This is a genomic window from Paraburkholderia aromaticivorans (genome assembly GCF_012689525.1).
Classification (GTDB): domain Bacteria; phylum Pseudomonadota; class Gammaproteobacteria; order Burkholderiales; family Burkholderiaceae; genus Paraburkholderia; species Paraburkholderia aromaticivorans_A.
In genome coordinates, this window is sequence record NZ_CP051515.1 from 841,135 (window position 1) to 865,940 (window position 24,806).

The 24,806-nt window shown below is 63.0% G+C and carries 25 protein-coding genes and 1 pseudogene; 15 read left to right on the forward strand and 11 right to left on the reverse strand.

Features of this window, described 5'->3' with window-relative positions:
* Nucleotides 1-23: 23 nt before the first annotated feature.
* Together HF916_RS15610 and HF916_RS15615 are read right to left on the reverse strand one after the other, a co-directional pair.
* Nucleotides 24-671 carry a response regulator gene (locus tag HF916_RS15610; protein ID WP_168789807.1) on the reverse strand — a complete coding sequence of 216 codons (648 nt, stop codon included), beginning with the start codon at nt 669-671 and terminating at the stop codon, nt 24-26.
* Nucleotides 672-673: 2 nt separating this feature from the next.
* Complete coding sequence (locus HF916_RS15615) at nt 674-2,083, reverse strand: cache domain-containing protein (protein ID WP_168789808.1); 1,410 nt, start codon at nt 2,081-2,083, stop codon at nt 674-676.
* 257 nt (nt 2,084-2,340) lie between these two features.
* Here HF916_RS15615 and HF916_RS15620 point away from each other — a divergent pair, with 257 nt between their 5' ends.
* Both HF916_RS15620 and mctP read left to right on the forward strand, forming a co-directional pair.
* Complete coding sequence (locus HF916_RS15620; protein ID WP_114200617.1) at nt 2,341-2,538, forward strand: DUF3311 domain-containing protein; 198 nt, start codon at nt 2,341-2,343, stop codon at nt 2,536-2,538.
* Nucleotides 2,535-4,016: a monocarboxylate uptake permease MctP gene (gene mctP / locus HF916_RS15625; RefSeq protein WP_168789809.1), complete on the forward strand. Its 1,482-nt coding sequence runs from the start codon at nt 2,535-2,537 to the stop codon at nt 4,014-4,016. The genes HF916_RS15620 and mctP overlap by 4 nt, the downstream gene beginning before the upstream one ends.
* Nucleotides 4,017-4,087: 71 nt before the next feature.
* Here the strand turns inward: mctP and HF916_RS15630 are convergent, their stop codons facing one another.
* Together HF916_RS15630 and HF916_RS15635 are read right to left on the reverse strand one after the other, a co-directional pair.
* Nucleotides 4,088-5,332: an NAD(P)/FAD-dependent oxidoreductase gene (locus HF916_RS15630; RefSeq protein ID WP_168789810.1), complete on the reverse strand. Its 1,245-nt coding sequence runs from the start codon at nt 5,330-5,332 to the stop codon at nt 4,088-4,090.
* A 5-nt stretch (nt 5,333-5,337) separates the two neighbouring features.
* A complete protein-coding gene (locus tag HF916_RS15635; protein WP_168789811.1) occupies nt 5,338-6,249 on the reverse strand; it encodes a LysR family transcriptional regulator in 912 nt (303 codons plus the stop codon).
* 278 nt (nt 6,250-6,527) lie between these two features.
* On the opposite strand from HF916_RS15635, the gene HF916_RS15640 reads away from it, so the two are divergent.
* The 5 genes from HF916_RS15640 to HF916_RS15660 all read left to right on the forward strand — a co-directional run bounded on the left by HF916_RS15640 (nt 6,528) and on the right by HF916_RS15660 (nt 12,274).
* The gene (locus tag HF916_RS15640; protein WP_168789812.1) at nt 6,528-7,472 is read left to right on the forward strand and encodes an aromatic alcohol reductase; all 945 of its coding nucleotides are present in this window, start codon (nt 6,528-6,530) and stop codon (nt 7,470-7,472) included.
* A gap of 106 nt (nt 7,473-7,578) precedes the next feature.
* Nucleotides 7,579-8,358 carry a DUF3348 domain-containing protein gene (locus tag HF916_RS15645; protein ID WP_168789813.1) on the forward strand — a complete coding sequence of 260 codons (780 nt, stop codon included), beginning with the start codon at nt 7,579-7,581 and terminating at the stop codon, nt 8,356-8,358.
* 10 nt (nt 8,359-8,368) lie between these two features.
* Nucleotides 8,369-10,987, forward strand: a complete 2,619-nt coding sequence (locus HF916_RS15650) for a DUF802 domain-containing protein (RefSeq protein ID WP_168789814.1) — start codon at nt 8,369-8,371, stop codon at nt 10,985-10,987.
* Complete coding sequence (locus tag HF916_RS15655) at nt 10,984-11,631, forward strand: OmpA family protein (protein ID WP_168789815.1); 648 nt, start codon at nt 10,984-10,986, stop codon at nt 11,629-11,631. The genes HF916_RS15650 and HF916_RS15655 overlap by 4 nt, the downstream gene beginning before the upstream one ends.
* Nucleotides 11,624-12,274, forward strand: coding sequence for a DUF2894 domain-containing protein (locus tag HF916_RS15660; protein ID WP_168789816.1), 651 nt, complete (start codon nt 11,624-11,626; stop codon nt 12,272-12,274). The genes HF916_RS15655 and HF916_RS15660 overlap by 8 nt, the downstream gene beginning before the upstream one ends.
* Nucleotides 12,275-12,327: 53 nt before the next feature.
* On the opposite strand, the gene HF916_RS15665 is transcribed toward HF916_RS15660, so the two are convergent.
* Both HF916_RS15665 and HF916_RS15670 read right to left on the reverse strand, forming a co-directional pair.
* Nucleotides 12,328-12,621, reverse strand: a complete 294-nt coding sequence (locus tag HF916_RS15665; protein WP_168789817.1) for a zf-TFIIB domain-containing protein — start codon at nt 12,619-12,621, stop codon at nt 12,328-12,330.
* Between the two features lie 91 nt (nt 12,622-12,712).
* Nucleotides 12,713-13,465, reverse strand: coding sequence for a TerC family protein (locus HF916_RS15670; RefSeq protein ID WP_168789818.1), 753 nt, complete (start codon nt 13,463-13,465; stop codon nt 12,713-12,715).
* A gap of 120 nt (nt 13,466-13,585) precedes the next feature.
* On the opposite strand from HF916_RS15670, the gene HF916_RS15675 reads away from it, so the two are divergent.
* The gene (locus tag HF916_RS15675; RefSeq protein WP_168789819.1) at nt 13,586-14,464 is read left to right on the forward strand and encodes a LysR family transcriptional regulator; all 879 of its coding nucleotides are present in this window, start codon (nt 13,586-13,588) and stop codon (nt 14,462-14,464) included.
* On the opposite strand, the gene HF916_RS15680 is transcribed toward HF916_RS15675, so the two are convergent.
* Nucleotides 14,440-14,901, reverse strand: a complete 462-nt coding sequence (locus HF916_RS15680; RefSeq protein ID WP_168789820.1) for a TerB family tellurite resistance protein — start codon at nt 14,899-14,901, stop codon at nt 14,440-14,442. The two genes, HF916_RS15675 and HF916_RS15680, sit on opposite strands and share 25 nt — an antisense overlap.
* A gap of 330 nt (nt 14,902-15,231) precedes the next feature.
* On the opposite strand from HF916_RS15680, the gene HF916_RS15685 reads away from it, so the two are divergent.
* Complete coding sequence (locus tag HF916_RS15685; protein WP_168789821.1) at nt 15,232-16,317, forward strand: alpha/beta fold hydrolase; 1,086 nt, start codon at nt 15,232-15,234, stop codon at nt 16,315-16,317.
* A 194-nt stretch (nt 16,318-16,511) separates the two neighbouring features.
* A complete protein-coding gene (locus tag HF916_RS15690) occupies nt 16,512-17,480 on the forward strand; it encodes a hypothetical protein (RefSeq protein WP_168789822.1) in 969 nt (322 codons plus the stop codon).
* A gap of 82 nt (nt 17,481-17,562) precedes the next feature.
* Here HF916_RS15690 and HF916_RS15695 read toward each other — a convergent pair whose 3' ends face one another.
* Nucleotides 17,563-17,757, reverse strand: coding sequence for a hypothetical protein (locus tag HF916_RS15695; protein ID WP_168789823.1), 195 nt, complete (start codon nt 17,755-17,757; stop codon nt 17,563-17,565).
* A 332-nt stretch (nt 17,758-18,089) separates the two neighbouring features.
* On the reverse strand, nt 18,090-18,410 hold the full coding sequence (locus tag HF916_RS15700) for a DUF4148 domain-containing protein (RefSeq protein WP_168789824.1): 321 nt from the start codon (nt 18,408-18,410) through the stop codon (nt 18,090-18,092).
* Nucleotides 18,411-18,597: 187 nt separating this feature from the next.
* On the opposite strand from HF916_RS15700, the gene HF916_RS15705 reads away from it, so the two are divergent.
* A complete protein-coding gene (locus HF916_RS15705) occupies nt 18,598-18,795 on the forward strand; it encodes a hypothetical protein (protein WP_168789825.1) in 198 nt (65 codons plus the stop codon).
* A 98-nt stretch (nt 18,796-18,893) separates the two neighbouring features.
* Nucleotides 18,894-19,673 carry a hypothetical protein gene (locus HF916_RS15710; protein ID WP_168789826.1) on the forward strand — a complete coding sequence of 260 codons (780 nt, stop codon included), beginning with the start codon at nt 18,894-18,896 and terminating at the stop codon, nt 19,671-19,673.
* 11 nt (nt 19,674-19,684) lie between these two features.
* Here HF916_RS15710 and HF916_RS15715 read toward each other — a convergent pair whose 3' ends face one another.
* Nucleotides 19,685-20,581, reverse strand: coding sequence for a LysR family transcriptional regulator (locus HF916_RS15715; protein ID WP_168789827.1), 897 nt, complete (start codon nt 20,579-20,581; stop codon nt 19,685-19,687).
* Between the two features lie 127 nt (nt 20,582-20,708).
* Between HF916_RS15715 and HF916_RS15720 the strand changes: the two genes are divergently transcribed.
* Genes HF916_RS15720 through HF916_RS15730 form a run of 3 tightly spaced genes read left to right on the forward strand, consistent with a single transcriptional unit; the run spans nt 20,709 to nt 23,900 of the window.
* Nucleotides 20,709-21,857 carry a M20 aminoacylase family protein gene (locus tag HF916_RS15720; RefSeq protein ID WP_168789828.1) on the forward strand — a complete coding sequence of 383 codons (1,149 nt, stop codon included), beginning with the start codon at nt 20,709-20,711 and terminating at the stop codon, nt 21,855-21,857.
* A gap of 40 nt (nt 21,858-21,897) precedes the next feature.
* Nucleotides 21,898-22,698 carry a transporter substrate-binding domain-containing protein gene (locus HF916_RS15725; protein ID WP_168789829.1) on the forward strand — a complete coding sequence of 267 codons (801 nt, stop codon included), beginning with the start codon at nt 21,898-21,900 and terminating at the stop codon, nt 22,696-22,698.
* Between the two features lie 56 nt (nt 22,699-22,754).
* Nucleotides 22,755-23,900 carry a porin gene (locus tag HF916_RS15730; protein WP_168789830.1) on the forward strand — a complete coding sequence of 382 codons (1,146 nt, stop codon included), beginning with the start codon at nt 22,755-22,757 and terminating at the stop codon, nt 23,898-23,900.
* A 120-nt stretch (nt 23,901-24,020) separates the two neighbouring features.
* On the opposite strand, the pseudogene HF916_RS15735 reads toward HF916_RS15730, so the two are convergent.
* Nucleotides 24,021-24,797, reverse strand: a pseudogene (locus HF916_RS15735) (porin); the annotation flags it as partial.
* Nucleotides 24,798-24,806 lie beyond the last annotated feature (9 nt).

Here is a 24,806-nt window from a genome sequence, read left to right on the forward strand (position 1 = left end):
GCCGATCTGCGTCAGTCAGGTCTTCACCGGTTCGTGCGCCGGTTCTCGACCGCGAACTTGATCAGCTCGGCCTGACCTTCAATATCGAGCTTGCGTTTCAGATTCAGCCGATGCGTTTCCACTGTACGCACGGAGAGATCGTTGCGCTGAGCGATCTGCTTGCTCGACAGGCCTTCCGCGAGCGCATCGAGAATGTCGCGCTCGCGCGGCGTGAGCCGTTCGACGGGCGACTGCATCGCCGAAGCCTGAATCAGACGCGCGCCGAGTCCCGCGCTGAAAAACTGTTTGCCTTCGAGCACCGCGCCGATCGCCTGGATGATTTCGGTGGAGGGCGAGTCTTTCAGCACGTAGCCGCTCGCGCCCGCGCGCACCGCCTGAGTCACGTACTCGAGATTGTCGTGCATCGACAGCATGAGAACGCGAATCGCCGGGAAGCGCTCGTGAAACATGCCGGCCAGCGCGATGCCGTTTATTCCGTTCATGCCGACATCCATCAGCACGAGATGGGGATCCGCGTTCGCGGCGAGGGCGAGCGCTTCCTGTGCATTGCCCGCTTCGCCGACCACTTCGAGGTTGCGCACCGCTTCGAGCCGCGCACGCAAACCGTCGCGCACGAGCGGGTGATCGTCGACGAGAATCAGACGGGCGATAGCGGATGAGGCGTCGTTCATGGTCAGGTTTCCTGCAAGGCCGGCAATGTCGGCTCGGTCGATCCCAACGGCACGCGTGCGGTGACGAGGGTGTGGCCGGCTTGTGAACTGAGCGACAGTGTGCCGCCTAGCGCTTCGAGCCGCTCGCGCATGTTGCGCAGACCCACGCCCGAGCGCCGGCCCACGAACGCATGCGTCACGTCGAAGCCGCGCCCGTTGTCCGCGACGTTAAGCGTGACGGCGTCGTTCGATACTTCCAGCGCGAGCGCCGCGCTCGACGCCTGCGCGTGGCGCACGATATTCATCAGCGCTTCCTGGGCAATTCGGAACAGCACGGTGTTGACCGCGTCCGGCAAAACCGCGGCGTGGGTGTGCGCGATCTGCGTGAAGCCGATCTCGATGCCCGACTGCTCGCTGAGTTCGCGCGAGAGTTGTTCGAGCGCGGCCGCCACGCCGAGATCGTCCAGCATCGACGGGCGCAGCGCGTGGGAAATGCGCCGCACTTCGCGCAAGGTGTCGCCAAGCCGCGTGAGACTGGTGGTGAGCGCGGCCTCTGCCGCGGGCACGCGCACTTCGCTGCGCTCGAAGCGCGCCAGTGCGGATTCGAGCAGCAGCTTCACGGAGACCATCATCTGGCTGATGCCGTCGTGCAGTTCACGCGACAGGCGCGCCCGTTCGTTTTCCTGCGATTCGACCACCTGCTGCGCGAGCCGTTTCAGTTTGGCGTCCGCGCTGCGGTATTCGGTGACGTTGAGCACGAGCGCGCACAGCGCGATCACGGCGAGTCCGGCCACGGCGATCGCGTCGATCCATTTCATCGTACGATCGATGTTGGCGGCCGCGCGTTCGTCGATATGCGCAAGCGTGTTATCCACGTCGTCGAGATAGATGCCAGTGCCGATCATCCAGCCCCAGCGCTCCAGCGGCACCACGTAGCCGAGTTTCGACGCCACTTTGCCCGTCGACGGACGATGCCACAGGTAGCGCACATAGCCGCCGCCACGCGAGGCCGCGGCGAGCAGTTGCTGAATGGTCAGTGTGCCTTGCGGATCGCGCAGTTCCCACAGATCGCGCCCAACGAGGTCGGGTTCGCGCGGATGCATCAACGATCGGCCGTGCATGTCGTAGACGAAGAAGTAGCCGTCCTTGCCGAAGTCCATTTTCTGTAGTACATCGAGCGCGCGTGCGCGCAGCGTCGCATCGTCGCGCGCATTGTCCTGGCCGGCGTCATAGAGCGGCGCGATCGCGGTGGTGGCGAGTTCGACGTAATGCTTGAGCTCGATCTCCTTGCTGGCCATATACGCGGCCTGCGTGGTCGCGTGTTGCGTCTCGGCGAGCGCCGTGGCTTGCCGTTGCACACCAACTTCGATGCTTGCGATGGCGGCCAGAAAGGGCACGATCGCCAGCAAGACAATCTTGGCTTTGAGTTTCATCGTTGAAAAGACGGCTGACCGGCTACGTAGTACTACGTAGCCGGCTTACGTAGTTGCGCGCTTGTGAGGATGCTCACGAAGGCGAATACTACATCCCCACGGCATAGTGCGCCTTGCAGGCGGCTGCGCCCACCGTCGCGCGCGTGGCGCGGCGTAGTGAGCACCCCGGTTTGCCGACTCATACCCGCTAACCGGTTTCCGCGTGCCGGACCACAAGTCGTGGCGCGTGGTGTCAATAATAGACTTAGGAGACGATTGTGGAGACATCCCAACCCGCCGGCCGTTCATGGCTATGGCTGATCCTGCTGCTTCCGTACATCGCATTGCTGTGGCTGCCGTTCTATAACGACACGCGTCCGTCGTTCGCGGGCTTTCCTTTCTTCTACTGGTATCAGTTCTTGTGGGTGCCGTTGACCTCGCTACTGATTTACGTCGTGTACCGAGGTGTCAAATGAGCGATGTCAATCCTGTGAATCCGGTTGCGATGACCGTCTTTATCGCGTTCTTCGTTCTCGTCACCGTGATCGGCTTTTTTGCCGCGCGCTGGAAACGGGGCGACCTGACGCAATTGCACGAGTGGGGCCTGGGCGGCCGCCAGTTCGGTACGGTCATTTCATGGTTCCTCGTGGGCGGCGACTTCTATACCGCCTATACGGTGATCGCGGTGCCCGCGCTGGTCTATTCGGTCGGTGCATATGGCTTCTTTGCATTGCCGTACACGATCATTGTCTATCCGTTCGTGTTCGCGGTGATGCCGAAACTGTGGAACATCGCGAAAGCGAAAAACCACATCACGGCAGCGGACTACGTGCAGGGCGAATACGGCGGCAAGTGGTTCCCGGCTGCCGTCGCGATCACCGGCATTGTCGCGACCATGCCGTATATCGCGCTGCAACTGGTGGGCATGCAAGTCGTGATCAAGGGGCTCGGCGTGACGGGCGAAATGCCGCTGATCGTCGCCTTCGTGATCCTCGCGCTGTACACGTATGCCAGCGGCCTGCGCGCGCCGGCGATGATCGCGTTCGTCAAGGACATCATGATCTACATCGTCGTGATCGCGGCGGTGTGGCTGATTCCGGCCAAGCTCGGCGGCTACGCGCATGTGTTCGACGCGGCCGATACGTATTTCAAGGCGAAGGGCGGCGCGACCGGCATCATTCTGAAGCCGACGCAATTCACCGCTTATGCGTCGCTGGCCTTGGGCTCGGCGCTGGCGGCGTTCATGTATCCGCATACGATGACGGCGGTGCTGTCGTCCTCGTCGGCGAATACGGTGCGCAAGAATGCGATCTTCCTGCCGGCGTACACGCTGCTGCTGGGTCTGATCGCGTTGCTCGGCTATATGGCGATCGCGGCCGGCGTGCATGTGAAGTCGGCCTCGGACATGGTGCCGGCGCTGTTCAACACGCTGTTCCCGTCGTGGTTCGTCGGCTTCGCGGCGGCGGCGATTGCGATCAGCGCGCTGGTGCCCGCGGCGATCATGTCGATCGGCGCGGCCAATCTGTTCACGCGCAATCTGTGGCGTCCGCTCGTTTCGCCGAATATCTCGCCTGAAGCCGAGGCTTCCACTGCGAAGATGGCCTCGCTCGTCGTGAAGTTCGGCGCGCTGCTGTTTATCGTGTTCCTGCCGACGCAGTACGCGATCGACCTGCAATTGTTGGGCGGCGTGTGGATTCTGCAGATTTTCCCGGCGATCGTGTTCTCGTTGTACACCCGTCGTTTGAACACGTCGGGCCTGTTCCTCGGCTGGCTGGTCGGGATCGTGCTCGGAACTGGGCTGGCGATTTCCCAGGGCCTCAAGCCGGTGTTCGCCCTGCATCTCGGCGATGCGGTCTATCCGGTGTATATCGGGCTCATCGCGCTGGCGGCCAATATCATCGTGAGTTTCGTCGTGTCGGTTCTGTCGCCGCGCAGGGTGGCGGCTGCCGCTTGATGAATTGATGTCGATGTGAAAAACGCCGCGGAGCTTTTTGTCCGCGGCGTTTTTTATTGTGGCCCGAAGCGCTAACCGTGCCGTTCGAACCGCTCCACGCTAAACGGCCGCGGGTCCACGAGCGTCGCTTCTCCCGTCATCATTTCAGCGATCAGCCGTCCGGTTATCGGACCCAGCGTCAGCCCGTGATGCGCGTGGCCGAACGCGAACCACAAACCCGTGCACCTTTTCGCGGCCCCGATGATCGGCATCATGTCCGGTGTACAAGGACGTCGGCCCATCCAGGGTTCGTCGTCGAGACGCTTGCCCAAGGGAAACAGCGTGCGGGCGACCGGCTCGACCGCCGCGAGTTGCGTCGGCGTTTTGGGTGCGTCGAGATCCGCGATTTCCGCGCCCGTCGTCAAGCGGATGCCGCGCGCCATCGGCGCCAGCAGGTAGCCGCCCTCTGCGTCGAGCACCGGATGATTCAGACGCGCGGTCCCTAGCGGCGCGTAGTGCATGTGATATCCGCGTTTGACGGCGAGCGGCAAGCGGTAACCCAATCGCGCACTCGCGCGATCCGACCACGGCCCCAACGCCACGACCGCGGATGAAGCCGAGATCGTTCCGGCTTCCGTGTCGACTTGCCAGCCATCGCGCAGCGTGTCCGCATCGCCGATAAAGAACCGTCCGCCGAGCGCTTCGAAATAGCTGGCGTAAGCGGTGACGAGCGCGTTCGGGTCGCTCACGGAATCGGATGCCGGATAGCGCAGACCGCCCAGCAGGGTCTTGTCGAGATCGGGCTCCATCTGCTGCAGGCGGGCGGCGTCGAGCGCTTCGAACTCGACTTCGTATTCGCGATGCCACCGTTCGGCGAGCCGGGTTTCCGCGTCGCGAGCCGCTCCGGTGCGAAACACTTTCATCCAGCCGATTGGGCGTAAAAGCGCGCTTGCGCCGGCGTCGGCGGCGAGCGCGCGGTGCTCGCTCACGCAATGCTCGATCAGCGTCGCGTACGACTTCGCAATGGCGGCGTGCCGCGCCGGATGAGAGTTGCGCCAGTACTGCCACAGGAACGGCGCTGTCTTGAGGATCGCGTCGGCATGATAGCGAACGTCGGGCGACTGGTTGCGCGCATAGCGGAGCAACGTGCCGAGTCCACGAGGAAACGCGTAGGGATAAACGCCTTCGCGCTGGATCAGCCCGGCGTTGCCGAACGAGGTCTCGTTGCCGGGCAGCTTGAGATCGACCAGCGCGACCTGGCGGCCGCGTTTCTGCAAATGCACGGCAACGCACACGCCGACAATGCCCGCCCCGAGCACAACGGTATCGAATTTCATTCTTCTTATAGGCCTCGCTTGAAGTCGCTTTGTTCGAAGAGTTCCGCGATCCAGTCGACAAACGTTCGGGTCGCGCCGCTTGCGTTTCGGCCGTGCGGATAGACAATTGAAACAGGCACAGCCGACGATCGCACAGTGGCGAGCACTTCTTTCAGACGTCCTGATTTCAGATACGGGAGCGCGACGAATTCCGAGAGCTGAATCAGTCCCAATCCTTCGAGGCCGCATTGCAGATAGGCCTCTGTTTCATTCACCGCAAAGCGGCTTGGCATGGTCATCGTGAGATCTTCGCCTTGTACGTGGAAGCGCCAGTCGAGCGGCCTGCCGGTCGCGTTCGAAATGTAATTGATCGCACGGTGCTCGTTGAGCGCGCTCACGCTCTCGGGTTCGCCATATTCTTTCAAATATCGCGGCGATGCGCACGTGATCCAGCTCAGTTCTCCGAGCCGTCGCGCGATCAAGCTCGAATCCGCCAGTTCGCCGGTGCGGATTACGCAATCGATGCCGTCGTAAATCAGGTCCGCGGGCCGGTCGCTCAGACCGAGCACGAGTTCGATGCCGGGAAAGCGCTGCTCGAATTCGCGGAGCCGTGGCAACACCATCGCGCGCCCGATGACTCCCGGCATGTCCGCGCGGACACGTCCACGCGGGGTCGCTGCATCGGCGGATAACTCGCTTTCCACGCGCGCGATCTCCGCGAGAATCGCCCGGCAGGACGCGTAGTACCGCTCGCCCGCATCGGTCAGGCTGAGCGTGCGGGTGCTGCGCCGGAGCAGGGCGGCGCCCAGCTCATGCTCAAGATTCTTGATCATCGTAGTGACCGACGAACGCGGCAGCGAAAGCGTCTCCGCAGCCTTGCTGAAGCTCTGAGCCTCGACGATGCGCACGAAGGTCGTCATCGCTTGAAGTTTGTCCATGAGCGGGGCACCTGTCCAGGTTCGCGCGGCGCCGTCCACAGGCGCGTTGAAGCGGGCGTTCATCTTACATGGAGTTGTTCGCTTTATCCGACTTGAGCTGGCTGGTTCGACGCGGGCGCTTTCTCAATTCCGCGAGGGCGAACAATGCAGGCGACTCGCGCAACTAGACTCCAGATCGTCCGGTTGACGTCTGCCCAATGCCACTACGCAGCAGCGTGTTACCGGTGACACCGGATCGCAAAAGCGAATCTATTTCCGAACTTCGAAGAGGTCACACCATGTCGCACACTCAATCCATTCTCGTCCTCGGCGCCGGTGAACTCGGCATGGCGGTATTGCGCAGTCTTGCGCGGCGGGCCGCCTCGTCGCCGGGCGTCTCGGTTGCCGTTCTGCTGCGCCAGTCGACCTTGCAATCGAGCGATGCCGCCAAACAGAAGGACGTCACCGAACTGCGTTCGCTCGCCATCGAGCTCGTGCCGGGCGATCTGGCCGCGCAGTCCGAAGCCTCGCTCGCCGCGCTGTTCCGGCGCTTCGACACGGTCATCTCCTGCACGGGGTTCGTCGGCGGAAAAGGCGTGCAGATGAAGATCGCTCGTGCCGTGCTCGAGGCCGGCGTCGAGCGTTATTTCCCGTGGCAGTTCGGTGTGGACTACGACGTTATCGGCCGCGGCAGCGCGCAGGATCTGTTCGACGAACAGCTCGACGTGCGCGACCTGTTGCGTGCGCAAGATCGAACCGAATGGGTGATCGTGTCGACCGGCATGTTCACGAGCTTTCTGTTCGAGCCGTCCTTCGGCGTGGTGGATCTGGGGCAGAACACGGTTCACGCGCTCGGCAGTTGGGACAACGCGGTGACTGTCACGACGGCCGAGGACATCGGCAAGCTCACCGTGGAGATCGTGTTCGCCGAACCGCGTATCGTGGACGAGGTCGTGTTCGTCGCCGGCGACACGGTGACTTACCGGCAACTGGCGGATGCGGTCGATGCGGTGCTCGGGCACAAGGCTCGCCGCGTGGAATGGAGCGTGCCGCAATTACAAAGCGAACTGGCTGAGGAGCCCGACAGCGCGGTCAGGAAGTACCGCGTGGTGTTCGCGGAAGGCGCGGGCGTGTCGTGGGACATGGGGCGCACGTTCAACGCGCGGCGCGGCATGGCGGTTTGCAGCATGGAGCAATGGATGCGCGAGAACCTTCTGGCGAGCGAGGGCGTGTCGCTTTTGTAAGCGAACCGCTCAAGTAAAATGCGCCTCGCGCACGGCCCATGGATCGACTTGCAGCCGCCCAGGCGCCGACAGCGTGTAAACTGGCGACTTTTTTGCCTCCGGTGGTATGTTGCAAGCCCCTCAGCGCACCGCCCTCAGCGGCCCGGCGCTCATACGCCTACTGGCACGCCTCGCGGATGTCGATGTTCCCGAATCCAGGCAATCGCTCTCGGACCGGCTCAGCCAATGGCTCGGCTGGACTGACGCCATTGCGCTGTCCTCGGTACTGAACGGCAATCCGCCTGCCGTTGCCGCCGGCGCACGCGTCTTCGGCAGCGCCGAAGAATCGGAGTACGTCCGCGCGCGCAGTTCGCTGGCGAAGACCATCACGGGCGATAGCGTGTTCGCCGCCGACAGGCGGCGCGGGCCCGCACGCGCGTCCGTACACGCGTCGTCGCAGAGTGCGCCCGCGGAGCCGGCGGCCGATTATGCGGTTTTCCGTCAACGCTATCTCTCCATCCAGCAGTCGATGGAAATGGCGATCGGCAATCTGCGCGGCCGCCTGCGTGGCATGCTGGCCACCAGAACGCCCGCGATGGCGCGGCTCGCCGTGGTGGACGCGGTGATGGAGCGCGCGCTGGGCGAGCGCGAGCGCAATCTGCTGGCTGCCATACCCGCGCTGCTGGCCGGGCACTTCGAGCGCTTGCGCGCGGCCGAGCAGGCGGCGCTGGCCGCCGCCGAAGCGTCGGATGAAGCCGCAAGCAGCGCCGCAAGCAACGCAGCGGCGCTCACACCCGGCGCATGGCTGAACGTGTTCCGCAAGGACATGCAAAGCGTGTTGCTTGCCGAACTGGATATTCGTTTACAACCGGTCGAAGGGTTGCTCGCCGCCCTTCGCGCCAGCTAACTGGGACACTATGTCCAGATATCGTATTGATCTCGTTGTGTTTTTGGCAGGTCTGGCCGCTGTGTGCTGGATCGCCGCCGGCTACCTCGGTTCGAACCCGCTGGCACTGGCCGTCACCTTATTGATCGGCGTGTGCTATCTGGCGGGCTCGCTCGAATTGCACCGCTACAACCAGGCCACGGCCACGTTGACGCACGCCGTCGCGGAAATGTCCGGGCCGCCGCCGAGCCTTGGTACGTGGCTCGAGCCCTTGCATCCGAGCCTGCGCAACGCAGCGCGCCTGCGCGTCGAGGGCGAGCGGGTGGCCTTGCCGGGTCCGGCACTGACGCCTTACCTGGTCGGCTTGCTGGTGCTGCTGGGCATGCTCGGCACGCTGCTCGGCATGGTGGTGACCTTGCGCGGCACCGGCATGGCGCTGGAAAGCGCAACCGACCTGCAGGCGATCCGCGCTTCGCTCGCCGCGCCGGTCAAGGGTTTGGGCTTTGCGTTCGGCACCTCGATCGCGGGCGTGGCGACCTCCGCGATGCTGGGGCTGCTGTCCGCGCTGTGCCGGCGCGAGCGCCTGCAAGCCGCGCAGATGCTCGACGTGAAGATCGCGACGACCCTGCGCATCTACTCGCAGAGTCATCAGCGTGAAGAGGCCTTCAGGCTCCTGCAGCGTCAGTCCGAGGTGATGCCCACGCTGGTCGACCGGCTGCAGACGATGATGTCGGCCATCGAGCACCAGAGCCTCGCCTTGAACGAGCGGCAGATCGCCAGCCAGGAGGCCTTCCACGGCAGGGCCGAGGCCGCTTATACGCGCCTCGCGAATTCGGTCGAGCAGTCGTTGAAGGAGAGCGTGGCGGACAGCACGCGCGCCGCCGGCGCGGCGCTGCAGCCGGTCATGGAAGCCACGATGGCCGGCCTCGCGCGCGAGACGACGGCGATGCACGCCACCGTCACGCACGCTGTGCAGCGGCAACTGGACGGCCTGTCGAGCGGCTTCGAGACGACCACCACGACCGTCGCGGATATCTGGAACAAGGCATTGGCGGGACATCAGCGTTCGAGCGAGGAACTGGCGCAGCATCTGCGCGCCTCGCTGGATCGCTTCACCGACACTTTCGAGCAACGCTCGGCGGGTCTGCTGGATGGCGTTTCCGCGCGGCTGGAAAGCACGGCGGGCAACGTCTCGCAGGCTTGGAACGAGGCGCTGTCGCGTCAGGAGAGCGTCGGCGAGAAGCTCGCGGCGAGCAACCAGCAGGCGTTGGCGGCGGCCGCCGCGACTTTCGAGCAGCACGCGGCGTCCTTGCTGAGTGGCGTGGGTCAGTCGCACGCCGACTTGCAGACCGAACTGGCTTCGAAAGATGAACAGCGGCTCGCGGTTTGGACCGAAGCGCTCGGTGCGATGGCGGCGACGTTGAGCAAGGAGTGGGAGCAGTCGGGCGCGCAGACCGCGAGCCGTCAGCAGGAAATCTGCGAGACGCTGGCACAAACCGCACGCGATATTTCAGCCCAAACGCAAGCACACGCCAGCAATACGATCGCGGAGATCGACAGGCTCGTCGAGGCCGCAGCCGAAGCGCCGAAAGCGGCGGCGAATCTGCAGGCCGAATTGGCCTCGCGAGATCAGCAGCGTCTGGCGGCCTGGACCGAGACGCTCGGCGCGATGGCCGCCACGTTGAGCAAGGAATGGGCGCAGTCGGGCGCACAAACCGCGAGTCGTCAGCAGGAAATCTGCGAGACGCTGGCACAAACCGCACGCGATATTTCGGCCCAAACGCAAGCACACGCCAGCAATACGATTGCAGAAATCGACCGGCTCGTGCAGGCCGCGGCGGAAGCGCCGAAGGCCGCGGCAAATCTGCAAGCCGAACTGGCCTCACGCGATCAGCAGCGTCTGGCGGCCTGGACCGAAGCGCTCGGCGCGATGGCTAAGACCTTGAGCGACGAGTGGCAACAAGCGGGCGCACGCACCGCGAGCAGTCAGCAGGAAATCTGCGAAACGTTGGCGCAAACCGCGCGCGACATCTCGGCCCAGACGCAGGCCCACGCCAGCGACACGATCGCCGAGATCGGCCAACTCGTGCAAGCGGCTTCGGAAGCGCCCAAGGCCGCGGCCGAAGTCGTCGCCGAACTGCGTCAGAAGCTCTCCGAGAGCATGGTCCGCGACACCGCGATGCTGCAGGAGCGCAGCCGCTTGCTGGAAACGCTGGAAACCCTGCTGGATGCCGTCAATCACGCGTCCACCGAGCAGCGCACGGCGGTCGACGCGCTCGTCGCCACATCGGCGGATTTGCTGGAGCGCGTGGGCACGCGCTTCACCGACAAGATCGAAGTCGAGACCGGCAAGCTGGGCTCGGTGGCCGCGCAAGTCACCGGCAGCGCCGTCGAAGTGGCGAGTCTCGGCGAAGCGTTCGGCACCGCCGTGCAAGTGTTCGGCGAGTCGAACGACAAACTGGTGACGCACCTGCAACGTATCGAAACCGCGCTCGACAAATCCCTCGCGCGCAGCGACGAACAGCTTGCGTACTACGTGGCGCAGGCGCGGGAAGTCATCGACCTGAGCGTGATGTCGCAGAAGCAGATCGTCGAAGACCTGCAGCAGCTTGCCGGCCGGCGTGCGTCAGTGGGAGCTGAAGCGGCATGAGCGAGGACATCGACGGCGGCGTGGAGCAGATCGCGCCGATCTGGCCGGTTTTCGGCGACCTGATGTCGGTGCTGCTGGGCGCCTTCGTGCTGATCCTCGTGGGCGTGATCGGCGTGCAACTGGAACTGTCGAGCAAGCTGGAGCAGGAGGTCAAGCAGCGTCAACTGGAAACGCAGCGCCGCAAGACGCTTGAGCAGGCGCTGGCGGGCCCGCTCGCGGCGGGGCGCGTGACGCTCGTGAATGGGCGCATCGGCATCAGCGGCAATGTGCTGTTTGCGCTGAACTCCGATCAGTTGCAGCCGCAAGGCCGGGATTTGCTGAAGAGTCTGGCCGGGCCGCTGTCCGCGTATCTCGGCGCCAATGACGAAATCCTGATGGTGAGCGGCTTTACCGACGACCAGCGTTTGCGCGAAGGCAATCGCCGTTTCGCCGACAACTGGGAATTGTCGGCGCAGCGCGCGTTGACGGTGACGCGCGCGCTGATCGACGACGGCGTGCCCGCACCGTCGCTGTTTGCGGCGGCGTTCGGCTCCGGGCAACCTGTGAGTTCGAATACGGACGAGCAGGGACGCGCCAAAAACCGTCGCGTGGAAATAGCGCCGGTCCCGCGGCCGTCGACCTCGACGGTGAAGCCTCGTGAGTAACGGCGGCGATAGCGATCAGACAGGCGTAGCCCGTGCAACGCTCGACGCGTGGCGCGAGCGCGGCGCCGATCGGCTGGATCCTGTCCGCTTCCATTTCATCGACGCGCTCGAACGACGCGCGGCCGGCCACAGCGGCGAAGCGCGGCGGATTCTGGACGAAAGGCTATCCGGTCTGCTGGACGCCTACGCCGGGCATATCGAACGCGCGGCCTCTTCGGCTGACGACGCCGGTGTCCAAGCCACCGACGAGTCCGCGCATGCGACGCTGAAGAGCCTCGTCGACTACATCGCGAGTCAAAATCATGTGCCCGTGGCGATCGGTTTGCCGCGCGCCGCTTCCTATCCCGAACTGCCCGCGCTCGATTACTTCAGGGAAGTCTGGTCGAAGGTCCGCACGGAGAAACAGATGCGGCAGTCGCTGGAACAAGTGCCGGGAAATGCCGGCCCGCTTAACTCGAGCAGCCTCGTGCACCGGGCGCTCTCGCTCATGCGCGAAGTTTCGCCGGGCTACCTCAAGCAGTTTCTGTCCTACGTCGATGCCTTGTCGTGGATGGAGCAGATCAACGGCGGCGCCGCGCCCGTCGGTAAAGACGCACCTCGCGCCGGCAGCACCGGCAAGAGCGCTCGCGGCAAGGCACGCTAGTGCGATAGGCGCCGGAACGTTCCCGGCGCTTTTTCCTTCATGGCTGACGGCGCTCAGTCGAAATCGAATACGTCGAAAAGCGAGCGCTTTTTCTTCTGCGTCTGATAGCCCGATCGATGGTCGTCGTAACCACGGCGGCTATCGTACGAATGATCCCGCTCCCGATGGCTCTCGCGGCTCGCGCGTGGGGCGGCGGACGTGTCGGGACTCGCCGCGTCCTGCGCGATCAGCTTGTCGAGTTCGCCGCGATCGAGCCACACGCCCCGGCAGTCGGGGCAGTAATCGACTTCGATCGAGCGGCGCTCGGTCATCAGCAGGTCGGTGGTCTTGCAAACAGGGCATTTCATGGTGTCGCTCCTCAAGGGTAGAAAGACATCGAATGCTGGACCGGGCGAATTCAAACTGCCCGATCCGGGAAAAACCATCACACGCTATCGATCACTGCCCGGTGCTCAGCACGCGCTTCGATTTAGCGCGACGCACCAGCATGTTCATCGCCTCCACGAACGCGGAGAACGCCATCGCCACGTAGATGTAGGCCTTCGGCACGTGCGAACCGAAACCTTCTGCAATCAGCGTCATACCGATCACGAGCAGAAAACTGAGCGCGAGCGTGACGATGGTCGGATTGCGATCGATAAAGCGTGACAGCGGGCGGGCGGCGAACAGCATTGTCAGCACCGCGCTGATCACCGCGACGAACATGATCGGCATGTGTTCGGTCATGCCGACCGCCGTGATGATGCTGTCGACCGAGAAGACGATATCGAGCACCAGGATCTGGCCGATCGCGGCCGCCACGGTCAACTGGACGGTGCTGCCCGCCTTGTTGCGTTCTTCTTCGGCATGCATCACGTGATGGTGAATCTCACACGTCGCCTTCCAGACGAGGAACAGGCCGCCGCCGAGCAGGATCAGATCGCGCCACGAAAACGCGTGGCCGAACAGCGTGATGGCCGGCGCGGTCAACTGCGCGATCCACGCGACGGTGCCGAGCAGGCCGAGCCGCATGACCAGCGCGAGCATGATGCCGATGCGCTGCGTGCGCGCGCGTTGCGCTTCTGGCAGCTTGTTGCTGAGGATCGAGATGAAGATCAGGTTGTCGATGCCGAGCACGATTTCCATCACGACCAGCGTGAGGAGCGCGGCCCATGCGGCGGGGTCGGCAGCGAGTGTGAGCAGAGTGTCCATGGTGTCCGTAAGCGAATAAATGCGGGTGACGTCGGATTAGCGTCATGATCGCCATCTTCTGGCTTCGGATAAATCAGTGATACTCTGAGCGACGTATCGTTTTTTTCGAAGTGTCACGCCATGCTCAATTACCGTCATCTGTACTATTTCTGGATCGTCGTGAAAGAAGGCGGCTTTGCGCGCGCGGCCGAACGGCTGGACATGGCAGTTCAGACCATCAGCGCGCAGGTGCGGGAGCTGGAGAAATCGATCGGGCGCCAATTGCTGAAACCGGCGGGGCGCGGTGTCACGATGACCGAAGCCGGCGAGACGGCGTTCAATCGCGCGGAGCAGATTTTTCAGCTCGGCGAGGCGCTCCTCGACGAGATGCGCGAGGCTGGCGGGGAAGGCGTGGCGCGGCTCGCCGTCGGTCTTTCCGACGGCATTTCAAAGCTCGCGGCGCACGCGCTGCTGGCGCCGGTGCTTGGCACGCCCTCGCTCAGGCTTTTATGTCACGAGGGCGAGCACGCGGAGCTGATGTCGGAACTCGCGCTGCATCGGCTCGATCTGGTGCTCGCTTGCCAGCCGGCGCCGCACAATGCCGATCTGCGCGTGCTGAGCCAGCGCCTGGCCGGCTCGCCGGTCGACTGGTACGGCCCGACCGAGATCATCCGCAAATCCGCGCGCGCGGGCTTTCCGCAATGCCTGGCGGAGGTGCCCGTGCTTCTGCCGACCCGGCACGCCGCTCTGCGCGCGCGGCTCGACCGTTGGTTCGACGCGCAGGGCATCCGGCCGCGCATCGTCGGCGAATTCGAGGACAGCGCGCTGATGGCGGTATTCGCCGCGCGCGGCCTCGGCGTGTTTCCGCTCGCGGAACTCGGCGCGGAAGATCTGTCGCTGCTGCGGGGCCTGCGCTGGCTCGGCCGCGCGGACGGCGTGATCGAGGAGATTCACGCCATCCGCTCGCGTCGCGGGCAACATCACGGGCTCGCTTCTCAGGTGGTGGCCGGCGCGCGCTGATAACCGCGCATGACGCGCGACGGAAGCCCGTGACGGTTGACGGCCGGCGTCAGGTCGGGTCCCCACGCGTTCAGCACGGCGGCGAGCAGGGCGATTTCGCCGTCCGCCAGATAGTCGTCCGCGACCGCCACGGCGACACACAGGCGAATGACCTTGCGGCGCAACACGGGATCGTCGATCTCGTCGATCAAGATCGTGAGCATGGCCGGATCGAGGCGGCCCACCGGCGGCGCGAACGACAGATGCGCGACCGAGTGGTCCTCGCACAGCGTCTGCACGATCTGCTCGAATTGCGCAGGCGCGAGACCGAGTTCGCCGGCGATATTCAATCTCTGAAGCACGCGCTCTTCCGAACTGCACACGTGGCCGTCCGAAATGAGGGCCAGCGCGACGATGCGTGCTGCGGCTTGCGGGCTGTTACGCGGATAGGTTCGCATGATTTTTTCCTTACGTGGACGATGTCCGTAGTGAAGATGAACTCCAGTCTGCGGTAGGTTCAGGATCGGATAAACCTGCTAATTGCGGAGCGAAGGTTCGGAAAAGACGAAGCTTGGCGGAATGATCCGTGCGAGCGTGTTTGTTGCCTGCATGTCTGTCACCGCACGTCCCAAGTCCACTCCCGACGTTTGCAGTGTTTGACTACATCGTGACGGCTTTCTATGTTGAAAGCTGCTCATAACGTCGGCCCGAGCGGATGCGCGAAGTTTCTTTCTCCTTTCCTCCGACAAATCACGGCCTCTCCAGCCTACAACTCCATTGCGCGCGTCATGTCCGCTAGTCCGCCCAGTCTCCGGCAGCAGATACGTTTCTGTACCAGCAGCGACGACGTGCGCATTGCCTATGCGAGTTCGGGCAGCGGTCCGGTGATCGTCAAGGCCGCAAACTGGCTGAGCCATCTCGAACTCGATCTCAAGAGTCCTGTGTGGAGTCATCTGGTCGAGGAACTGAGCCGCAAGCACACGCTCGTGCGTTACGACCAGCGCGGCTGCGGGCTGTCTGATCGCGACGTCGCGGATATTTCGTTCGAAGCCTGGCTGCATGACCTCGAGGCCGTGATCGACGCGAGCGGCGTCGAACGCTTCACATTGCTCGGCATCTCGCAGGGCGCGTCGATTTCCATCGCTTACGCGGTTGCGCATCCGGAGCGCGTGAAGCGGTTGGTACTCTACGGCGGCTATGCGCGCGGCAAGCTCAAGCGGCACGGCGGCGACGCGATGCGCGACGAGGCCGAAACGCTCGTCAAGCTCGCCGAACTCGGCTGGGGTCAGCAGAACCCGGCCTTCCGGCAATTCTTCACGACGCAGTTCATCCCCGGCGGCACGCCCGAGCAGCACCGCTGGTTCAACGAACTCGAACGCATGACCACCACGCCGCGCAACGCCGCGCGAATCATGCGGGTCTTCAACGAGATCGATGTCGTCGATCTGCTCGAACAGGTCACGTGCCCGACGCTCGTGTTGCACGCAAGCGGCGATGCCCGCGTGCCCTTCGAAGAAAGCCGCCTGCTAGCGGGGCAGATTCCGGATGCGCGTTTTGTGCCGCTCGAAAGCGAGAATCATATGCTGCTCGATACGGAGCCCGCATGGCTGCGCTGGCGCGAAGAAATCAGAAACTTTCTCTCGACCGACGTCGCCCTCGATCCCGTGTTCGCCACGCTGACGCCGCGTGAGCGCGACATCGTCGAACTGATTGCGGGTGGACGGGATAACGCGCAGATTGCCGCGCGGCTCGCGCTCAGCGAAAAGACCGTACGCAATCACATCACGAGCATCTTTGCGAAGCTCGAAGTGGAGAACCGTTCGCAGGCCATCGTGCTAGCTCGCAAGGCCGGTTTCGATTCGCCGGCGGCCTGACAGTATCGAGCCCGCGTGGCCATCCGGGACACAGGTCCCCCTGCATCGCACGAATCCACGCTATTCCGGCTGCTTGCCGGGACTACCGCCTCATGCGCATTCCCACTCCGGCACGGAGAATTCGATTCAGACGGTGGCCCATGCGAAGTCTCGCCGCGCCGCTCGAATCCCCTTTTCCATCGAGGAGTAGTGCCATGAATGCCATCCCGGCTGAGTCGCCGTCGCAGCGTTACGCCAAATGTATTGAAGTGTCCCGGCGTATCCGCTGGGATATCGACCGCGACGTGATTCGCGGACGCCGCTTCGATCTCGCGCACAAGTTCCTGCCCGACGGTCTCACGGAAGTCGACCAGTTGCCGTTCCTGAACGCGGGCGAACGCCGTCTGATGTCGCAGGTGCAGGGACGCACTTACGCGAACATGTTCCGGCTGGTCGAGCGTTTCGTCGGCGCGAAGATGCTCGAAGTCGGCCGCGATCACGCGCTGGGCGATCAGATCGCGCTCGAAGCTGTGATGCGCTTCACCGAAGAAGAATTGAAGCATCAGGAACTGTTCCGCCGCCTCGAACTGCTGGCCGGTGAAGACATGCCGGCGGGTTACCGCTTCATGCCGTCGACCGACGACGTCGCGAACTTCGTTCTCAGCAAATCGACGTGGGCCATTCTCGCGTTGATCTGCTGCATCGAGATCGTGACGCAAGTGCATTATCGCCAGAGCATGGAAGTCGACGACAGTCTGTCGCCGCTCTTCAAAGACGTGTTCCTGTTTCACTGGAAGGAAGAGTCGCAGCACGCGATCATCGACGAACTCGAATGGGTGCGCGACGATGCGAAGCTCGATGCCACGGCGCGCGATGCGGCGGTTGGCGACCTGATCGAATTGATCGGCGCGGTGGACGGTTTGCTGCAACTGCAAGCCGAGGCGGATGCGGAGTACTTTCTCGCCAATGCCGGGCGCACTTTCACCGATCACGAACAGGCGCGCGTGAAAGCCGGGATGCTGGATGCGTATCGATGGCAGTACATCGTGTCGGGTGTCGAAGAGCCGCGTTTCTCCAAACTCTTGACGAGCCTGATCGACGAACGTCAGGGCGAGCGGCTGGGCGCGTCGCTCGCGCCGATCGTGCGGCGTAAGTTGAGTACTTTGATCTTGACTCAGATGTGATGGATCGAGTTGACCGACTGGTCGCCGGTGAAACGCCTGACTTCGAGACGTCTCATCGGAGAACCAGGCGAACTTTGTCGATTTAAAGCGGATGAAGCTTGCCATTGAGGTCCATCGACCACTTCGAGCCATCGCCGAACGTGAGGACGCCATTCATGGCGTCGATATGGGTCGGCTTTCCGACAGGTTCTTTATCTTTTCCTCCGACGACGCGTGCCATGTCGGAGGAAGTCATTTCTTCGTTGCGATGCAATTCGTGGATCTTCAGGTCTTTCATGACGTTTCTCCTCGAGAAAATTACTGGGGTGTCGAGCACGTTTGTGTGTGCTCGCAAACTCACATTGCACAGGATGTGCCACGCCGTCTGAAAACCCTCAACGTGTTGATAGAAAAGAAAATGTCAGTTTGAAGAACCTGTGGCGAAGTTGCGGGTGGTGCAGTAACCCCAACAGTTGAACAACGCGCTGTCTGTTGAAGGACAACAGGCCTAAACGCGAATGCCCTCGCGCGGTGAGTTAAATGCCGGAAAAAAAGGAGCGTCGATCCGAAGAAGACCGACGCTCAAAAGGAGAACCCGCTGTCCACAGGTTCACACACACCGGGCCGCCATCAATGCATGGGCATGTCTTGCATTGCTGGCTGGTTGTTGTTTAGCGCGCTCTGCTGGGCTGCGTGCATGGCGGCTACTTTTCTTTCCGCTTCCTGAATGTCGGCGGGATAGTCGCTTTCGTCGCCGCGGGACGGATCGTAGCCGGCAGCTTCCAACTCTTCGAGTTCATGGCGCACTTCGGCGCGCGTGACCTGATGCGTGCCGGGCGTGGCCGACGTTTGCGCATAGGCACCGCTTGCCGTTGCCAGAAGGGCGGCGCTTGCAACGAGTGCGCCGGCTGCGGCGCGGACCATGAGACGGTTCAGAGAGGTCAGTTTCATGTCAATACTCCTCGATATGCGAGCGCAATGTTCGAACTCGACGTGAGTCGGCATCAGCACGCTCTGAACGGTTAAACCAGGGGAGTGGAGGTCTTATTCCCGGCAGCGCGTTGAAAAAAGCGCGGGAATAATCACGTCGGATTCCGCGTCTTGCAGTGCGTGAAGACACGAATTGGGGGTGAGCAAAATGAACATCATCGATATGGCCCGTGAATCGGGAATGGCCGTTATCCTCGACGCCCGGATCGGCCGGGAGGAATACCACAGCGTGTGCGGTTCGCTGTCAGCACTGGAGAAATTTGCCGACGCTATCCGCCAGACGCCGGTGAGTCACAAAACGGGTATCGATCGGCGGGAACGGCCTCTCACGCGAGGCCTGAAATGAATCGAACGCGTATTGCGACCTGGAAGCCACTGTATCCGGCCGACATGCTGCGAGCCGCCGGGCGCGCGCCGATAGCGCCTTTTCGGCGGCCGCTGAGTATGGCTGCCCGCGTTGTGAGGGAATCGACTGTCCATACTCTGCTGCGCCGTTGTCAGCTCGTGTCCGGCGTGGTGCTGCTGGTCTATCTGTCCCTGCATCTGGTCAATCACGCGCTTGGGATCTGGTCGCTGGATCTTGCGGGCCGCGGTCTTGTGCTGGCATTGCGGGTGTGGCGCAGCGCACCGGGAACGGTGCTTCTTTATGGCGCGTCGCTATTGCATTTTTCGCTGGCGCTGCGAACGATCTACGGCCGCCGTCACTGGAAAATGCCACTCACTGAATGGGTTCGGCTTTGGGCGGGACTGAGCCTGCCGCTGCTGCTGATCCGCCATGTGGTGTCCACGCGGCTCGCCTCGTCGCTGTACGGTTTCGAACCGAACTACGAGCGCATCGTGATATCGCTCATCACCAGCGGCACGCAAGGTTTGCAGCTTGCACTGCTTGCGCCCGGCTGGGTGCATGGTTGTCTGGGAGTGTGGCTGCGTATGCGTCATCGTACGGGGGCGCGGCGCGCGAAACCTTTTCTGATGGGGCTGCTCGTTGGGTTGCCCATGCTGTCCGCCGCGGGTTTTGTTCGAATGAAGCAGGCGGTCCTGGCACTTTGCGTCGGGCCATTGCAGTCCGACCCAAAGCTGGTCGCGCATCAACTCGCGCTCAATACATGGCGCCACAACATTCTGATGCTGTATCTGACGTTGCTGATCGCGGCGTTCGTCGCAGGTCAGTTACGCAACTGGCGGGAACGTCGGCGGCTTCGGAAGGCGACGATGACCATCTGATTCGCCGCCGTTCAGACTCCCGATCCTTTCGACGACGCCACGCACTCCGCAAAATATTCCGCTGTGGCGCTGAACACATGGTCCTTGCGATACATGAGACTCACGGTCAGTTCGGGCAACTGTGCGTCGGTGGCGAGTCGCGTGAGCAAGCCTGAACGCAGGTGTTCATCAAGCAGGAAGTCGGGCCACACGCTCACGGCGCCGGACTCGCCGGCGAGCTTCGGATACAGCTTGTGCGACGTGCAGACGCTCACGCGCGCCGGCTCCTGAATGGTCCGCTTGCCGCACAATTGCGACCAGAATTCCGGCCAGCTTTCACGCGTGTGGTTATAGAGCCAATGGCCATGCGTTAGAGCGTCGAGGCGGGTTTCGGCGCCAAACGGGTCGCCGTTGCGCACGGCAAGCGATTGCGATCGCACCGCAATGGGGTCGACCTGAAATTCCGCGGTCACGTCGCGCAAGGCAATCGCCGCGACGCAGAGATCGAATGTGCCGTCGCGCAGACCGTCGATGATCTGCCTCGGTTGGCACTCGTACACGCTGAAGCGTGAATCGGGAAACCGGTGCCGGAATGCCTCGATCGCATCCGGCACGGCGACTGACGCCGCGAGCATCGACACACCGATGGAAAGCGTGCGCTCCGACGACGACTTCATGTCCTTCAATTCCTGCTCAGCGCGGGCAATTTCCGTGACCACCCGGCGCGCTCGCTGCAACAGCGCCTCGCCGTACTGCGTAAGCCGCACGCCCGCTCCGCTGCGCACGAGCAGTTGAACACCCAGACGCGTCTCGAGTTCCTTCACGCTTTTCGTGACCGCGGGTTGCGAGAGATTCAACGCTTCGGCGGCGGCCATCAGCGTGCCGTGTTCAGCAATCGCAACGAGCATGCGCAACTGGGTCGTTTTCATGACTGGGCTGCCATAAGCATTCGCTATGGCCATAAGGAATTGGAAATTGATTTGCCCGTGCAATCGCTAGCATGGGCCTCTCGTTAGCGCTGCGTTGGCGCGGAAAGTATACAGGGAGGCACTCGACATGCAGCACACGGAAGCGGATCTCGCGGAACTGATTGCGTTACGCCGCGATATTCACGCCAATCCCGAAGTGGCGTTCGATGAATCGCGCACCAGCGAACTGGTCGCTGCGAAATTGCGGGCGTGGGACATCGAAACGCACACCGGCATCGGCAACACGGGAGTGGTCGGCGTGATTCGCGGACGGCGCGGCCCCGGCCGGTCGATCGCCTTGCGCGCGGACATGGACGCCTTGCCGATGCAGGAAGAGGGGATGCCTTTGCATCGTTCGCTGCGCAACGGCGTATTCCACGGCTGCGGACATGACGGCCACACGGCGATGCTGCTCGGCGCGGCGCGTCATTTCAGCTCGCATCGCGACTTTCGGGGCACGCTCGTACTGGTGTTCCAGCCTGCCGAGGAAACCGGCGGCGGCGCGAACGCGATGCTCGCGGACGGCCTCGAAACACGCTTTCCCTTCGACGAAATCTACGCGATGCACAACGCGCCGCATTTCGCGCCGGGCACCTTCGGCGTCAGGGATGGCGCGATGCTCGCCTCCTGCGATGAACTGCGTATCGAGGTTACCGGCGTGGGCGGACATGGTTCATCGCCGGAAAAGACGATCGATCCGATTGCGGCCGCTGCGCAGTTGATCTGCGCGTTGCAAACCGTGGTGAGCCGCTCGGTCGATCCGGGTTCGATGGCGGTGCTGAGCATCGGCAGCATTCATGCGGGCACGACTTCGAACGTGATTCCAGCGCATGCATCGCTTACCGGCACATTGCGCACGTTCGACGAGGCGATTCGTTCGCTCGCGAAAGGCCGCATCGAGACGATTTGCGCGGGCGTGGCGCTGGCGACCGGCTGCGCGCTCAGCGTCGAGTTCTATGGCAGTTCGCCCGCAACCATCAATCATCGCGAGCAGGCCGAAGCGACCGCGCGCGCTGCCACGACAGTCTTCGGCGCGGCGAACGTGCTGCGCGAATTTGCACCGCTGAATGGCTCGGAAGACTTCTCGGAGTTCCTGCTGCGCCGCCCGGGCGCATACGTATTGCTCGGGCAGGGCGGCGTCTACTGCCACCACCCCGAGTTCGATTTCAACGACGACGTGTTGCCGCTCGGCGTTCGCTTCTTCGTTGCATTGGCAGAAGATCGTCTCGCGGCCTGATTCACTCACTCTTCATTTACTCACTACCCAGGAAGCTGTCATGAAGGCTATTTCGCGCCTTGTTAGCGCGGCGTTTGCTACGTCCGCTGCGTTTGTTTTCGCGTTCCCCGTCAACACGCTCGCCGCGGATACGGCGACGCTGCGCATCGGTACCGACGCCGCTTATCCGCCGTATGAATACAAATTGCCCGACGGCACGCTCGCCGGACTCGAGATCGATATTGACAACGCGCTATGCGCCGAGGCCAATCTGAAATGCGAGTACGTGGTGGGCAGTTTCGACGGACTGATCGCGGGCCTTCAGTCGCGCAAGTTCGACGTGATCGCCGCCGCGATGGCGCCGACCGCCGCGCGCCGCGCCGTGATGGACTTCACACAGCCCGTCTATCCCGCGGATATCCGCCTCGTGGCCGCGAAAGCCGCGAAGCTGGCGCCGACAGCCACGGCGCTCGCGGGCAAGCGCGTCGGCGTGCTGCAAGGCTCGACGCAGGCGAATTTCGCCAGGGCGAATTGGGCGGCGCATCAGGTGACGATCGTCGAGTATCAGGATCAGGACAGCGCGTACGCCGACCTCGCGACCGGACGCCTCGACGCCACGCTCGTGGTTGGGCCTGCGGCGCAGGCAGGTTTTCTCAGCAAGCCGCAAGGCGCTGGTTTCGCGTTTGCCGGCGATCGTATCTCGGACCCCGCGATTCTCGGCGCGAGCAGCGTGATCGGCGTGCGCAAGGGCGACACGAAGACGCTCAACACACTGAACGCGGCGCTCAAAAAGATTCATGACGATGGCACGGTGGACCGCCTGATGCGCAAGTACCTCGGCGCCGACGCATCGACGCAATGACTGGCGCACGCAATCCAAACAACACCATCACTCCCGGAACGGGGCAAGATAAAACAATGAGACGCGCGCTATTGGGTTTGCTATTGACGGGCACGGCGGCGATGCCGGCGTTCGCTCAAAGCAGTGTGACGCTGTACGGACTGGTTGACGAGGGCATCGACTACGCGAGCAATATCGCCGGCCATGCGCAATGGAAGATGTCGAGCGGCGATGCACAAGGCAGCCGCTGGGGATTGAAGGGAACAGAAGATCTCGGCGGTGGCGTGTCGGCCATATTCAGGCTCGAAAACGGATTCGACGTCAACAGCGGGCGTTTGATGCAGGGCGGCCGCGAGTTCGGCCGGCAGGCTTTCGTGGGCGTCGCTTCGACGAGCGCCGGTACGCTCACGTTCGGGCGTCAATACGACTCGATGGTGCAATTCGTTGCACCGTTGACCGCGAACGGCAGTTGGGGCGGTTTCCTGTTCGAGCATCCCTACGATAACGACAACACGGACAATTCGTTTCGCGTGAATAACGCGGTGCAGTACACGAGTCCGTCGATGGGCGGCTTTCAGTTCGGCGGCACCTATGGGTTCTCGAATAGTGCTGGACAGTTCGCGACGAATCGCGCCGCGAGCGTCGGTGCGAACTGGTCGCAAGGCGGCCTGACGATAGGCGCGGCGTATCTCGCTGTCGACGATCCGGGTGCGAATGCGGTGGGTGCGGTCGCATCCAACGACGCGAACTTCCTCGCGCAACGCCAACGGACGTTCGGAGGCGGGCTTAGCTATCAGGCGGGCTCGGCACTATTCGGCTTCGTCTATACGCACACGGATCTGAAGAACCCGACTTCCTATGCGTACATCACAGGATCGATCGTGCCGCCGGGACAGACTGTCTCGTCGCTGAAGTTCGACAACTTCGAAGTGTCCAGCAGTTATCGCTTCACGCCGGCGCTGATGGTCGGCGGCATGTACGACTACACGCAAAGCCGGCTCGATGCGTCCGGTGGCCGATCCAGGCCGCGCTGGCACACGCTGGGCGCGATGGTCGACTACAACCTGTCGAAACGCACGGATGTGTATGTGATGGCGACTGCGCAGAAGGCAGTGGGTGGGAACTCGAACACCGCGCTCGATCATGCGTACGGCGGGGCCGATGATTCGTCTTCATCTGATCGGCAGGTGCTGGCTCGCGTCGGGTTGCGGCACGTTTTCTGACCTGAAGGCAGCGCGGCGCGGCAATGGATTGCCGCGCCGCGCCGCTGTCTTGCCCCGACCGATCGAGGCAAGTTACCGCTCAACTAGCAGCGCACCTCGCGATAGCGAGGAACGTAGGCATCAGAAGCGATGGCGAATGCCCACGCGGAATGCCAACTGGTTGTCCGCGCCCGCACCCGACGGACCGAAGAAGCTCGTGCTGGAGCCGATCTGCGCCTGCACATCGCCCGTTGCCGTGTTGTGGCCCGAAGCGATCTGGTAGATACCCAGCGCGTATACGTCGGTGCGCTTGCTCAGCGCGTAATCGACGCTCAGGTCACCCTGATTCCAGTGGCCTGTGTTCGCGTTGCTCAAATGCATGTACGTATAGCCCGCGCCGACCGTTAAAGCCGCGGTGAACGCGTATTTCGCGCCTGCATCGTAAGCCGTGAACGTGGTCGCCGCACCCGTCAGCGTTTCGAAACGCGTATTGCTGTAGAGCGCCCACAGCGTGGCCGCGCCGATCGTATAACGGCCGCCGACACCGTACGTACGCAGGTCGCGCACGTTGCCTGTCGTCACGTTGGCAAGGGTGGTCGAGAAGGTCGGGACGGCCTGGCTCGGGAAACGGATGTCCGTATACGCAGCGCCGACGCTGATCGGGCCGTTCGCGTAGTTCGCCCCGAAGCTATAAGCGCGCGACGAACCCGCGACCGGTGCCGCGGCCGTGCCGCTTGCCGGCGCGCCGGCAAATGCGCCCGCCTGGTTCGAGAAGCCGTACAACGCGCCGAACGTGAAGCCCGAGAAGTTCGCGCTGCTGAACTTGACCGCGTTGTTGATGCGGCTGGATGTCAACTGGTCGACGTCGTTGATGTGATAAGCGTAGTTGCCCGCAACAGTCTGGCTACCGGTCGAAATCTTCTCGTA

Coding starts and splice junctions, on each gene's coding strand:
- HF916_RS15610 (WP_168789807.1), bottom strand. CDS start 671: ATGAACGACGCCTCATCCGCTATCGCCCGTCTGATTCTCGTCGACGAT.
- HF916_RS15615 (WP_168789808.1), bottom strand. CDS start 2,083: ATGAAACTCAAAGCCAAGATTGTCTTGCTGGCGATCGTGCCCTTTCTG.
- mctP (WP_168789809.1), top strand. CDS start 2,535: ATGAGCGATGTCAATCCTGTGAATCCGGTTGCGATGACCGTCTTTATC.
- HF916_RS15630 (WP_168789810.1), bottom strand. CDS start 5,332: ATGAAATTCGATACCGTTGTGCTCGGGGCGGGCATTGTCGGCGTGTGC.
- HF916_RS15635 (WP_168789811.1), bottom strand. CDS start 6,249: ATGGACAAACTTCAAGCGATGACGACCTTCGTGCGCATCGTCGAGGCT.
- HF916_RS15640 (WP_168789812.1), top strand. CDS start 6,528: ATGTCGCACACTCAATCCATTCTCGTCCTCGGCGCCGGTGAACTCGGC.
- HF916_RS15645 (WP_168789813.1), top strand. CDS start 7,579: ATGTTGCAAGCCCCTCAGCGCACCGCCCTCAGCGGCCCGGCGCTCATA.
- HF916_RS15650 (WP_168789814.1), top strand. CDS start 8,369: ATGTCCAGATATCGTATTGATCTCGTTGTGTTTTTGGCAGGTCTGGCC.
- HF916_RS15655 (WP_168789815.1), top strand. CDS start 10,984: ATGAGCGAGGACATCGACGGCGGCGTGGAGCAGATCGCGCCGATCTGG.
- HF916_RS15665 (WP_168789817.1), bottom strand. CDS start 12,621: ATGAAATGCCCTGTTTGCAAGACCACCGACCTGCTGATGACCGAGCGC.
- HF916_RS15670 (WP_168789818.1), bottom strand. CDS start 13,465: ATGGACACTCTGCTCACACTCGCTGCCGACCCCGCCGCATGGGCCGCG.
- HF916_RS15675 (WP_168789819.1), top strand. CDS start 13,586: ATGCTCAATTACCGTCATCTGTACTATTTCTGGATCGTCGTGAAAGAA.
- HF916_RS15680 (WP_168789820.1), bottom strand. CDS start 14,901: ATGCGAACCTATCCGCGTAACAGCCCGCAAGCCGCAGCACGCATCGTC.
- HF916_RS15685 (WP_168789821.1), top strand. CDS start 15,232: ATGTCCGCTAGTCCGCCCAGTCTCCGGCAGCAGATACGTTTCTGTACC.
- HF916_RS15690 (WP_168789822.1), top strand. CDS start 16,512: ATGAATGCCATCCCGGCTGAGTCGCCGTCGCAGCGTTACGCCAAATGT.
- HF916_RS15695 (WP_168789823.1), bottom strand. CDS start 17,757: ATGAAAGACCTGAAGATCCACGAATTGCATCGCAACGAAGAAATGACT.
- HF916_RS15700 (WP_168789824.1), bottom strand. CDS start 18,410: ATGAAACTGACCTCTCTGAACCGTCTCATGGTCCGCGCCGCAGCCGGC.
- HF916_RS15705 (WP_168789825.1), top strand. CDS start 18,598: ATGAACATCATCGATATGGCCCGTGAATCGGGAATGGCCGTTATCCTC.
- HF916_RS15710 (WP_168789826.1), top strand. CDS start 18,894: ATGGCTGCCCGCGTTGTGAGGGAATCGACTGTCCATACTCTGCTGCGC.
- HF916_RS15715 (WP_168789827.1), bottom strand. CDS start 20,581: ATGAAAACGACCCAGTTGCGCATGCTCGTTGCGATTGCTGAACACGGC.
- HF916_RS15720 (WP_168789828.1), top strand. CDS start 20,709: ATGCAGCACACGGAAGCGGATCTCGCGGAACTGATTGCGTTACGCCGC.
- HF916_RS15725 (WP_168789829.1), top strand. CDS start 21,898: ATGAAGGCTATTTCGCGCCTTGTTAGCGCGGCGTTTGCTACGTCCGCT.
- HF916_RS15730 (WP_168789830.1), top strand. CDS start 22,755: ATGAGACGCGCGCTATTGGGTTTGCTATTGACGGGCACGGCGGCGATG.